This is a genomic window from Streptomyces sp. NPDC034670, assembly GCF_055574875.1.
In genome coordinates this window covers 67,962-79,270 of the sequence record NZ_JBVITR010000019.1, presented here as the reverse complement: position 1 = coordinate 79,270, position 11,309 = coordinate 67,962, and the positions used below count along the sequence as shown (strand labels likewise).

Below are 11,309 nucleotides of genomic sequence, written 5' to 3'. Positions count from 1 at the left end.
AAAAAAAAAAAAGAAAAAACACCCCCCCCCCCCCCCCCCCCCCCCCCCCCCCCCCCCCCCCCCCCCCCCCCCCCCCCCCCCCCCCCCCCCCCCCCCCCCCGGGCCGGACCGGTCAGGCGGCCTGCGTGTCCGCGTGGACCGCGGGCCGCCGCGAGGCGATGACCTTCTTCGCCAGCGAGCGCGGACTGGTCAAAAAGCCCCAGCCCCACGACATGTGCATGGTGGCCAGCGCCACCGGGATCTGCAGCCGCGCCTTCAGCGGCAGCCCCTTGCCCGCGGGTATGGACCCGAGCACGATCGCCGCGAGGTAACCGCCGGGCACCACGAAGCCCCACGGCGTGAGCACCGCGCCCACCAGGGTCCCGGCCGCGATCGCGCACACCGCGGCCGGCGGGGCGAGGTAGCGCAGGTTGATGGAGCCGGCGTGGTAGCGGGCGACGACGTGCCGCCAGCGGCCGTAGTCCTTGTACTGCTTGGCCAGCGCCCGCACGCTCGGCCGGGGCCGGTAGGACACCCTCAGCTCCGGCGAGAACCAGATCAGCCCGCCCGCCTCGCGGATGCGGTAGTTCAGCTCCCAGTCCTGGGCGCGGATGAACTCCACGTTGTAGCCGCCCTGCCGCTCCAGCGCCTCGCGCCGGAAGACACCGAGGTAGACGGTCTCGGCGGGGCCCGCCTCGCCGCCGGTGTGGAAGGCGGCGTTGCCCACGCCGATCCTCGACGTCATCGCGGCGGCGACCGCGTGCTCCCAGTCGTTCTCCCCCTCGGCGTGCATGATGCCGCCGACGTTCTGCGCGCCGGTCTCCTCGAGGAGCCGCACGGCGGTCGCGATGTAGTTCGGGGAGAGCATCCCGTGCCCGTCGACGCGGACGACGACCGGATGGCGCGAGGCCTTGATCGCCGCGTTGAGGGCGGCCGGGGTGCGGCCGGTCGGGTTGGGCACGGTGCGCACGCGCGGGTCCTCGGCCACGAGCTCGGCGGCGATCTCGTCCGTGCGGTCCGTGGACGGACCGAGGGCGATCACGACCTCCATCTCGCCGTCGTACTCCTGGGCGAGGATCGCGCGGACCGCGCCGCGCAGATGCCGCTCCTCGTTGAGGACGGGCATGATCACGGAAACGGCGGGGAGCCGCACGTCGGGATTGGCGTTCATAGGAGGCTCACGTTACCGCGAACGGGGGACACCGGTGCGCGCCCCGGGGGCGATGCGCCGGGCCGCAGATCGTATCGGCCTACGGTGCTCACGATCCCGCGCACGGCCGTCGTCCGGAGGTGTCCCCTTGCCCACGCCGCCGCGGTCCCCCCGGCCCCGTCCCGCTCCCCGGCGCCCCCCGCGACCGCCCCACCGGGCCCCCGGGCCGCCCGCGCGCCGCAGACCGCGGTGGGCGGTGCGGGTCGTGACCACCCTGTCGGTCGTGGTGCTCGCCTCCGCCGGGATCGGGCACGCGGTGCTCGGCGGCCTCGACGCCGACATCGACCGGGTCGACCCGTTCCGCGACATGAAGAACCGCCCGGAAGCCGGCCACGGCGTGAACATCCTGCTCGTCGGCACCGACGGCCGCGACGGGGTCGGCAGGGAGGAGCGGGAGAAGTACCGGCTCGGCGGGGCGCCCTGCAACTGCACCGACACGATCATGATCGTGCACATCTCGGAGGACCGGGAGCGGGCCAGCGTGGTCGGCCTGCCCCGCGACTCCTACGCCGAGACGCCCCCGCACCGCGACCGCGTGAGCGGCGAGGAGCACCGGGGGCACCCCCTCAAGCTCAACGCGGCCTACGCGGAGGGCGGACCCGAACTCACCGTGCGGACGGTGGAGAAGATGACCCGGGTGAAGATCGACCACTACCTGGAGGTCGACTTCACCAGCTTCATGAAGACCGTGGACGTGGTCGGCGGCGTCGAGATCTGCACCGACGAGCCCCTGAAGGACAGCCGCACCGGCCTCGACCTGCCGCCCGGCCGGCACACCCTCGAGGGCGGGCAGGCCCTGCAGTACGTCCGGGCCCGGCACGTCGACGGCGCCGCCGACCTCGGCCGGATGAGGCGTCAGCAGCGGTTCATGGCCGCCCTGGTGGAGCGGGCCACCTCCTCCGGGATCCTGCTGAACCCGATGAGGTTCCGGGACGTGACGCGGGCGGTGCTCGGCTCGGTCCGCGCGGACAAGGGTTTCGGGACCGGCGAACTGCTGGACCTCGGGCGGGCGATGCGCGACTTCTCGCCCTCCTCCTCGGAGTTCACCACGGTGCCGGTCGAGAGGACGGGGCACCACGTGCGGGGCGTCGGCTCCACCCTGAAGTGGGACGCCGAGGAGGCCGAGTCCCTCTTCGAGGCGCTCCGCCGGGACCGGCCGCTCTCCGCGCACCGCCCGCGCGACACGGCGCTCCTCGTGCCGGTGGACCCCCGGCGGATCCGCGTCCAGGTCGAGAACGGCACCCGGACCGCGGGCCTGGGCCGGCGGGTGGACACGGCCCTGGCCGCCACCGGTTTCGCCACCACCCGCGCCCCGGTCAACGCGGCGCGGCAGGACGTGCGGCGGACGGTCGTCGCCTACGACCCCCGCTGGGACCGTTCCGCGAAGTCCCTGGCGGCGGCCCTGCCGGGCAGCGAACTGCGCGCCGTGACGGGCCAGGGCCCCACGCTGAAGGTGATCGCGGGAACCGACTTCGAGGAGGTCCGCGAGGTCCGGGGGGCGGACCCGGGCCGGGGCGAGGCCGGGGTGGTGCGGGGCGACGAGGTGAAGTGCCCCTGACACCACCACCCCCGCGCGCCCTCCCGTCCCCCCGGGGGCTCCAGGCCCGCCGGGGCTCCCGCGGCCCGGAGCCCCGGCGGACCCGGGGCTGGAGGACCTGGGGGCCTGGGGGCCCAAGGACTGAGGACCCGGGAGGGCCGGGGAGCCGGGGGCTGGAGGTCCGGGGAGCCCGGGGGCTGGAGGCCCGGGGACCTCTCAGTCCTCGTATCCCTCGGCCGCCCGCTTCTCCCGTAGCTCCATGATCGCCCGACGGCGGGCCAGGCGGTGGGTGCGGCGGATCTGGGCCTCCTGGTAGCGGCGCCGGTCCTGCTCGGTCTCCGGTATCACCGGCGGCACCCGGCGCGGCCTGCCGTCGGCGTCGACGGCCGCGAAGACGAGGTACGCCGAGCCGACGTGGGTGGGCGGGGCGGACTCGTTCCAGCGCTCGGCCAGCACCTTCACGCCCACCTCCATGGAGGTCCGGCCGGTCCAGTTGACCTGGGCCTTCACATGGACCAGATCACCGACGCGGACCGGCTCGAGGAAGGCCATCTCGTCCATGGAGGCGGTGACGGCGGGCCCTCCGGAGTGCCGTCCGGCGACGGCGCCCGCCGCGTCGTCGACGAGCTTCATGATCACCCCACCGTGCACCGTGCCCAGGAGGTTGGTGTCGTTGTGGGTCATGATGTGGCTGAGGGTCGTGCGGGAGGCCACGATGGACTTGCCCGGGATGTCCGGAGCGTCCGTCCGTGCGGCCGGGGCCTGATCTGTCATGACCTCTACCCTATGCCGAGCCGCCGACCGGGAAATCTGTGTCAGCTTCGCAACAGCGGCGCCCCTATTTCCGACGACCCGTGTCTGACCCGGCACCCGGGCCTGCACACTGTTGCGCATGAACGATTGGCCCGAGGCATGGTCCGACGACGACCGCGGCAGCCGCTACGGACGCGGAAGCGCGAGCGCACAGCCCGAGAGTGCCCGCGTCATGCGGCAGGTCCGCCGCGGCCCGGCGGCCCCTGCCGGGCAGGGCGCGTACGGCGGGGTCCCGCACCAGCCGTCGTACGTGGACGGCCGCGGCCACGGCGGCTACGACAGCGGGTACAACACCGGCCAGGTCTACGGCGGGACCGGCCGGCCGGGCGGTGACGCCGGCCGGCCCCCGGGCCCCGCGCCGGACTGGCGCCGCCGCATCAAGCTCACGGCGATCACCACGGCGACGGTGCTGGTCGTGACCACCGTCGGCACCTACTTCTGGGCCGACTCCAAGCTCAACCGCGACGTCGACCTCTCGACGGTCATCGACCGGCCGGAGAAGGGCGAGGGCACCAACTACCTCATCGTCGGCTCCGACAGCCGGGCCGGGATGTCGGACGAGGACAAGAAGAGGCTGCGCACCGGGTCCGCCGAGGGCAAGCGCACGGACTCGATGATGATCCTGCACACCGGCGACAACGGCCCGACCCTGATCTCCCTCCCCCGTGACTCCCAGGTCACGATCCCGGAGTTCAAGGGCTCCGAGTCCGGCAAGACCAGGCCCGCCATGGGCGCCAACAAGCTGAACGCCGCCTACTCCATCGACGGCCCGACGCTGCTGGTGCGCACCGTGGAGTTCAACACCGGCCTGCACATCGACCACTACGTCGAGATCGGCTTCGCCGGCTTCGCGAACATCGTGGACGCGGTCGGCGGCGTGGAGATGGACATCCCGCAGGACATCAAGGACACCAAGTCCGGCGCCGACCTCAAGAAGGGCCGGCAGACCCTGAACGGCGAGGAGGCCCTCGCCTTCGTCCGCACCCGGTACGCGTTGGAGGGCTCCGACCTCGACCGCACGAAGAACCAGCAGAAGTTCCTCTCCGCCCTCGCCAACCAGGTGGCCACCCCGAGCACGGTCCTCAACCCCTTCAAGCTCTACCTGACCATGGGCGCGGGCCTGGACGCCCTGGTCGTCGACGAGGAGATGGGGCTGTTCGACCTGGCCGGGATGTTCTGGGCGATGAAGGGCGTCAGCGGCGGCGAGGGCAAGTCGATGAACATGCCGATCGCGGGCAGCGCGGGCAACGGCAACCTGCGGTGGGACATGCCGAAGGTGAAGAAGCTGGTCGAGCAGCTGAAGAACGACGAGAAGGTCACCGTCTCCGGCGACTGACCCGGCGCACGGCCGGGGCGCCCCGCGGGGCGCCCCGGTCCGGTGCGGCGTCCGTCACGTCGTGGCGCCCGCCATGGCACGGCAGGTCTCGGCGCAACGGCGGCAGGACTCCGCACAGCGCGTCATCTGGTCGTCGTCCGGCATGGACATACACGCCTCGGCGCACATGTCACAGGCCCGCGCGCACGTCGCGCACATCTCGCCCGCGAGCGGCGAACGGCGCATCATCATGTCGGCGCACATCCGGGTCATCTCCGAACAGTCCATGAGCGCCCGCATGATCGGCATCCGGGCCTGGTCGCCCTTCTGCAGGCACGAGCTCATGGTCTCCTCGCACACGCCGTGGCAGGACATGCACGCCTGGATGCAGTCCTGCATCTCCTTGCTCATCGAGGTCGCGGCGGCTGACTGCTGGGTCATGGTTCCTCCCGGGGGACCGCGAGGGCCGGGGGTTCGACCCCCGCCCCTCCGTCCTACGCCTGTCGCTCCATGACCACCACAGGGGACCCCGCCCCGCCCCGGTGTGGGACACGACACGCGTCCGGCACCCGCTTGAAAGCCCTCACGACGGCAAAAAGGTGTTCGGGTGCCCGAGGCACCCGGTGCCGCGCGGGCGGGAGCCGCGCGGCACCCCACGGCAGCCGGGGAGGGGCCCCAGATGGCACAGCGGACGGAGGGCGGACAACGCGCGTCGGAGCCGGACGGGCCGGCGCAGGAGAGGCAGCGGCTGCGCAGACGGCTGGAGCGGCTGCTCGGCATCGCCGCGACCGAGGGCAACGAACTCCTGCCGCTGCGCAACGGCGACGAGATCTTCCCCGCCATGCTGGCGGCCGTCCGCGCCGCGCGGCACACCGTCGACATGATGACGTTCGTGTACTGGCGGGGCGACATCGCGCGGGAGTTCGCCGAGGCCCTGTCCGACCGGGCCCGCGCCGGGGTCCGGGTGCGGCTGCTGCTGGACGGCTTCGGCGCCAAGGAGATCGAGCCGGACCTGCTGGACGCCATGGACGAGGCCGGCGTCCAGGTGGCCTGGTTCCGCAAGCCGGCGCACCTGTCGCCGATGCGGCAGAACCACCGCTGCCACCGCAAGGTCCTGGTCACCGACGAGCACACCGCCTTCACCGGAGGCGTCGGCATAGCGCAGGAGTGGTGCGGCGACGCCCGCACCCCGGACGAGTGGCGCGACACCCACGTACGGGTCCGCGGGCCCGCCGTGGACGGGATCGCCGCGGCCTTCGCCCAGAACTGGGCCGAGTGCCACGACGACCTGTACGACGACCGCGACCGCTTCACCCCGCAGGAGCAGCCCGGACGGGCCACGGTCCAGGTGGTGCGGGGCTCGGCCGGCTTCGGCTGGCAGGACATGCAGACCCTGCTGCGCGTCGTGATCACCTCGGCGCGCGAGCGCCTGCGGCTGTCCACGGCCTACTTCGCCCCCGACCCCTACTTCGTCGGCCTCCTGGCCGCCGCCGCCCGCCGCGGGGTCCGCGTCGAGATCCTGCTGCCCGGGCCGCACACGGACCAGCGGGCCTGCCTGCTGGCCGGGCGGCAGCACTACCAGACCCTCGTCGACGCGGGCGTGGACGTGCGGGAGTACCAGCCGACCATGCTCCACACGAAGATCATCACCGTGGACGGGGTCTGCTCCCTCATCGGCTCCACCAACTTCAACCGCCGCTCCATGGAGCACGACGAGGAGGTCATGCTGGCCGTCCTCGACGAGGACTTCACCGCCGCGCTCGACGCCGACTTCGACGCCGACCGGAAACTGAGCGAGCCCGTCGACCCCTCCCGCTGGAGGCGGCGCCCCCTGTCCGAGCGCCTCGTCGAGGCCGCGGTCGCCCCGATCCGCCGCTTCCTGTAGCGGCGGACGCGCACGGCCCCCGGCGCGAGGGGGCGCCGGGGGCCAAAGGACTTCGCGGACCGGGCGCCCGGGCCCGGGAGACGGTGTTACGGCAGGTTGCGGGCCATGACGATCCGCTGGACCTGGTTGGTCCCCTCGTAGATCTGCGTGATCTTCGCGTCCCGCATCATCCGCTCGACCGGGTAGTCGCGGGTGTAGCCGTAGCCGCCGAGGAGCTGGACGGCGTCCGTGGTGACCTCCATGGCGACGTCGGAGGCGAAGCACTTGGCGGCGGCGCCCTGGAAGGTCAGGTCGGCGTCCCCCCGCTCGGACTTGGCGGCGGCCGCGTAGGTCAGCTGGCGGGCGGCCTCGATCTTCATGGCCATGTCGGCGAGCATGAACTGGATGCCCTGGAAGTCGGCGATCGGCTTGCCGAACTGCTTGCGCTCCCGGACGTAGCCCTTGGCGTAGTCGAGGGCGCCCTGGGCGATGCCGAGGGCCTGGGCGGCGATGGTGATGCGGGTGTGGTCCAGGGTCTTCATCGCCGTGGCGAAGCCGGTGCCCTCCTCGCCGATCATGCGGTCGGCGGGGATGCGGACGTTGTCCAGGTACACCTCGCGGGTGGGCGAGCCCTTGATGCCGAGCTTCTTCTCCGGGGCGCCGAAGGAGACGCCCTCGTCGGACTTCTCGACGACGAAGGCGGAGATGCCCTTGGAGCGCTTGGTGGGGTCGGTGACGGCCATGACCGTGTAGTACTCGCTGACGCCGGCGTTGGTGATCCAGCGCTTCACGCCGTTGAGGACGTAAGTGTCGCCGTCGCGGACCGCCCTGGTCTTCATGCCGGCGGCGTCGGAGCCGGCGTCCGGCTCGGAGAGGCAGTACGAGAACATCGCGTCGCCCTTGGCGAGCGGGGCCATGTACTTCTTCTTCAGCTCCTCGGAGCCGGAGAGGAGGACCGGCAGCGAGCCGAGCTTGTTCACGGCGGGGATGAGGGAGGAGGACGCGCAGACGCGGGCCACCTCCTCGATCACGATGACCGTCGCGAGGGCGTCGGCGCCGGCGCCGCCGTACTCCTCGGGGACGTGGACGGCGTGCAGGTCGCCTCCGACGAGCGCGTCGTGCGCCTCCTGCGGGAAGCGGGCTTCCTCGTCCACCGCGGCGGCGTACGGCGCGATCTTCGCCTCGGCCAGCGAGCGGACGGCGTCGCGGAGCATGTCGTGCTCCTCGGACGGGCGGTACAGGTCGAAGTCAGCCGATCCGGCCAAGGTCTCTCACTCCAAAGACAAACGGGCGAACGAAGAGGGTGGTCACGACGCTCGGATGGATGCTAATTACCGTTAAGTAACTCGAATTTTAGAGGGCTGGTGCGTGCGGGTGTAAGTGAGTTTGGTGACAACGGGCCGGATCGCCCCGTGCGGAGCGCTCCGCGGCCCCGGTTATGCTCGGGCCCGCACTGCCTGGCGTATACCCCTGGAGCACCCATGGCCCTCAAGATCACCGTGATCGGCACCGGTTATCTCGGCGCGACGCACGCGGCGGCCATGGCCGAGCTCGGGTTCGAGGTGCTGGGCCTCGACGTCGTGCCGGAGAAGATCGACAAGCTCCGGCGCGGCGAGGTCCCGATGTACGAGCCGGGGCTGGAGGAGCTGCTGCGCCGGCACGTCGCCGGGATCGAGGGGTCCAGCGGGCGGCTGCGGTTCACGATGGACTGGGCCGAGGCCGGGGAGTTCGGCGACGTGCACTTCGTGTGCGTGAACACTCCGCAGCGGCACGGCGAGTACGCCTGCGACATGTCGTACGTGGACGCCGCGTTCGCCTCGCTCGCGCCGCACCTGAAGGGTCCGGCGCTGGTGGTCGGCAAGTCGACGGTGCCCGTCGGCTCGGCCGACCGGCTGGCCGCCTACCTGGCCGGGCACGCGCCGGCCGGGGCGGACGCCGAGCTGGCCTGGAACCCGGAGTTCCTGCGCGAGGGGTTCGCCGTCGAGGACACGCTGCACCCGGACCGGATCGTGGTGGGGGTCCGCAGCGAGCGGGCGGAGAAGCTGCTGCGGGAGGTGTACGCCACGCCGATCGCGGAGGGCTCCCCGTTCGTGGTGACCGACTTCCCGACCGCGGAGCTGGTGAAGACCTCCGCGAACTCCTTCCTGGCCACCAAGATCTCGTTCATCAACGCGATGGCCGAGGTGTGCGAGGCCGCGGGCGGTGACGTCGCCAGGCTGGCGGAGGCCATCGGGTACGACGACCGGATCGGCCGGAAGTTCCTGCGGGCCGGGATCGGCTTCGGCGGCGGGTGCCTGCCGAAGGACATCCGGGCGTTCATGGCGCGCGCGGGCGAGCTGGGCGCGGACCAGGCGCTGACGTTCCTGCGGGAGATCGACTCGATCAACATGCGCCAGCGCGGCCGTCTGGTGGAGCTGGCCCGGCAGGAGCTGGGCGGCGGGCCGTTCCTGGGCCGGCGGGTGGCGGTGCTCGGGGCGACCTTCAAGCCGGACTCGGACGACGTGCGGGACTCGCCGGCGCTGAACGTGGCCGGGCAGATACACCTCCAGGGCGGCCAGGTCACGGTGTACGACCCGAAGGGCATGGACAACGCCCGCCGTGTCTTCCCGACGCTGGGGTACGCCGACTCGGCGCTGGAGGCGGTGCGGGGCGCGGACCTGGTGCTGCACCTGACGGAGTGGCGGGAGTTCCGCGAGCTGGACGCGGAGGCGCTGGGCGAGGCGGTGGCGCAGCGGCTGATCCTCGACGGGCGCAACGCGCTCGACCCGGAGACCTGGCGGAAGGCCGGTTGGCGCTACCGCGCGATGGGGCGCCCCACCGCCTGAGGCGGCCGGGGCCCTTCCGGCGGGTCTCCGCCGGGGCCCCGGGGACGCCGGTTCGGCCGAGGCTCAGTCGGCCGAACCGGCGTCCGTTGCATTCTGCCCCACCGGGTGCGCCGCCGGCCGGGGAAATCCGGTGTGCGCCGCGTCCCGTCACGCCCCCTTGGCCCGGTACCGGCGCATCTTCGCCCGCGCCCCGCACACCTGCATCGAGCACCAGCGGCCGCGTCCGGCGGGGCTGCGGTCGTAGTACGCCCAGTGGCAGTCGGCGGCCTCGCAGGCCTTCAGCCGGTTCCAGGTGCCCGCGGTGACCGCTTCCGCCACGGCCGCGGCGATCCGGGACAGCAGGGGGCCGTCGTGGACGGGGGCGAGGGCGGCGGAGCCGTCCGCCGGGTCGACGGTGACCACCAGCGGGGCCCGCGCGAGCAGGTCGCCGAGCGGGGTGACCGTGCGGTGCGGCGGGTGGCCGGCGTGGGCGAGCAGGGCCGCGCGCAGCGACTCGCGCAGGGCGCGGGCGGATGCGACGCCGTCCTCGGTGAGCCCGAAGGGGGCGCGGCCCTGCGGGGTGTCCAGCGCGTCGCGGCCCGTCTCGACGTCCAGCGTGTTGACCAGGGCCTGGATCAGGGCCAGTCCTCCGGGCGGAGCCGTTCTCTCGCTCATGTCCGGACGGTACCTCGCGTTTCCCCTTGCGACGTCCCCCCTCATGCGGCAGCATGCGGTAGCAGTTACCAGATGACCGCCTTCAACGGTAACAAGGAGGCGGTGACGACGAGGAGGAAGCCATGTCCGTCGCCAAGGTGGGTGCCGTGGTCCTGGACTGTCCCGACCCGCGCGCGCTGGCCGGGTTCTACGCCCGGCTGCTCGGCGGCTCCGTGGAGGACCAGGGCGAGTGGGTGGACCTGAGGGTGCCCGGCGGTCCGGCGCTGGCCTTCCAGGCGGCCCCGGGGTACGTGCCGCCGCGGTGGCCGGCGCCCGACCGCTCGCAGCAGTTCCACCTGGACCTGACCGTCGAGGACCTGGACGCGGCGGAGAAGGAGGTGCTGGCGCTCGGCGCGGAGCCGCTGGACGCCGAGGACCGCTCGCGGACCTTCCGGGTTTACGCCGACCCGGCCGGGCACCCGTTCTGCCTGTGCGCCTGCTGACACCCCGGCCTCCGGCCCCGCCCTCCGACCCCTGACAGCGCCGTCCCCGCCGAGCACGCCGACACCGGGAGGACCCATGGCCGCCGTGGCACGTCTGCGTTCCGTCGTCCTCGACTGCCCCGAGCCGCGTGAGCTGGCCCGCTTCTACGCGGCCGTCGCCGGCGGCGTCCCCGAGGAGGAGGACGCGGACTGGGTGGTGCTCCAGGTCCCCGCGGGGCCGCGGCTGGCCTTCCAGCGGGCCGAGGGGTACGCCCCGCCCGACTGGCCGCGGGCCGACCGCGACTCCCAGCAGTTCCACCTGGACTTCGACGCCGGGGGCACCTGGGAGGAGGTCGACGAGGCCGAGCGGAAGGTGCTGGCGCTGGGGGCGGAGGTGCTGGACCGGGAGGACGACGCGGCGAAGGGCTTCCGGGTGTACGCCGACCCGGCCGGGCACCCGTTCTGCCTGTGCCGGATCGACCAGCCCTGAGGATCCTCCCGGGCCCCGGATCTCCCCCGGGCCCGGGCCCCGGCGGTGGTCCGGGCGCCGGCCCCGGCGGTCCGGGTCCGCGGGCGTCGCCGCCGGCGGCGGGCGGCGCCGCGCCGGACTGCTGCGACGCGGCCGGCACCGCGGCACCCGCTGGACGCCGC

The 11,309-nt window shown here is 73.1% G+C and carries 11 protein-coding genes; 6 read left to right on the top strand and 5 right to left on the bottom strand.

What is annotated here, in order from left to right:
- Positions 1 to 112 precede the first annotated feature (112 nt).
- Positions 113 to 1,150, bottom strand: coding sequence for a glycosyltransferase family 2 protein (locus ACZ56B_RS15775; protein ID WP_468790153.1), 1,038 nt, complete (start codon positions 1,148 to 1,150; stop codon positions 113 to 115).
- 127 nt (positions 1,151 to 1,277) lie between these two features.
- Between ACZ56B_RS15775 and ACZ56B_RS15770 the strand changes: the two genes are divergently transcribed.
- Positions 1,278 to 2,747 (top strand): LCP family protein, encoded by a 1,470-nt coding sequence (locus ACZ56B_RS15770; protein ID WP_468790151.1) that lies wholly within the window; start codon positions 1,278 to 1,280, stop codon positions 2,745 to 2,747.
- A gap of 195 nt (positions 2,748 to 2,942) precedes the next feature.
- Here ACZ56B_RS15770 and ACZ56B_RS15765 read toward each other — a convergent pair whose 3' ends face one another.
- A complete protein-coding gene (locus ACZ56B_RS15765; protein ID WP_468790149.1) occupies positions 2,943 to 3,500 on the bottom strand; it encodes an acyl-CoA thioesterase in 558 nt (185 codons plus the stop codon).
- A gap of 118 nt (positions 3,501 to 3,618) precedes the next feature.
- Between ACZ56B_RS15765 and ACZ56B_RS15760 the strand changes: the two genes are divergently transcribed.
- Positions 3,619 to 4,875: an LCP family protein gene (locus tag ACZ56B_RS15760; protein ID WP_468790147.1), complete on the top strand. Its 1,257-nt coding sequence runs from the start codon at positions 3,619 to 3,621 to the stop codon at positions 4,873 to 4,875.
- 54 nt (positions 4,876 to 4,929) lie between these two features.
- Here the strand turns inward: ACZ56B_RS15760 and ACZ56B_RS15755 are convergent, their stop codons facing one another.
- On the bottom strand, positions 4,930 to 5,295 hold the full coding sequence (locus tag ACZ56B_RS15755; RefSeq protein WP_468790145.1) for a four-helix bundle copper-binding protein: 366 nt from the start codon (positions 5,293 to 5,295) through the stop codon (positions 4,930 to 4,932).
- 238 nt (positions 5,296 to 5,533) lie between these two features.
- Between ACZ56B_RS15755 and ACZ56B_RS15750 the strand changes: the two genes are divergently transcribed.
- Positions 5,534 to 6,739 carry a phospholipase D-like domain-containing protein gene (locus tag ACZ56B_RS15750; protein WP_468790143.1) on the top strand — a complete coding sequence of 402 codons (1,206 nt, stop codon included), beginning with the start codon at positions 5,534 to 5,536 and terminating at the stop codon, positions 6,737 to 6,739.
- Positions 6,740 to 6,825: 86 nt separating this feature from the next.
- On the opposite strand, the gene ACZ56B_RS15745 is transcribed toward ACZ56B_RS15750, so the two are convergent.
- On the bottom strand, positions 6,826 to 7,983 hold the full coding sequence (locus tag ACZ56B_RS15745; protein ID WP_468790141.1) for an acyl-CoA dehydrogenase: 1,158 nt from the start codon (positions 7,981 to 7,983) through the stop codon (positions 6,826 to 6,828).
- 216 nt (positions 7,984 to 8,199) lie between these two features.
- Here ACZ56B_RS15745 and ACZ56B_RS15740 point away from each other — a divergent pair, with 216 nt between their 5' ends.
- The gene (locus tag ACZ56B_RS15740) at positions 8,200 to 9,543 is read left to right on the top strand and encodes a UDP-glucose dehydrogenase family protein (protein ID WP_468790139.1); all 1,344 of its coding nucleotides are present in this window, start codon (positions 8,200 to 8,202) and stop codon (positions 9,541 to 9,543) included.
- A gap of 147 nt (positions 9,544 to 9,690) precedes the next feature.
- On the opposite strand, the gene ACZ56B_RS15735 is transcribed toward ACZ56B_RS15740, so the two are convergent.
- Positions 9,691 to 10,197: a CGNR zinc finger domain-containing protein gene (locus ACZ56B_RS15735; RefSeq protein ID WP_468790137.1), complete on the bottom strand. Its 507-nt coding sequence runs from the start codon at positions 10,195 to 10,197 to the stop codon at positions 9,691 to 9,693.
- 122 nt (positions 10,198 to 10,319) lie between these two features.
- Between ACZ56B_RS15735 and ACZ56B_RS15730 the strand changes: the two genes are divergently transcribed.
- Positions 10,320 to 10,679: a VOC family protein gene (locus tag ACZ56B_RS15730; RefSeq protein ID WP_468790135.1), complete on the top strand. Its 360-nt coding sequence runs from the start codon at positions 10,320 to 10,322 to the stop codon at positions 10,677 to 10,679.
- 76 nt (positions 10,680 to 10,755) lie between these two features.
- Positions 10,756 to 11,148, top strand: coding sequence for a VOC family protein (locus ACZ56B_RS15725; protein ID WP_468790133.1), 393 nt, complete (start codon positions 10,756 to 10,758; stop codon positions 11,146 to 11,148).
- Positions 11,149 to 11,309 lie beyond the last annotated feature (161 nt).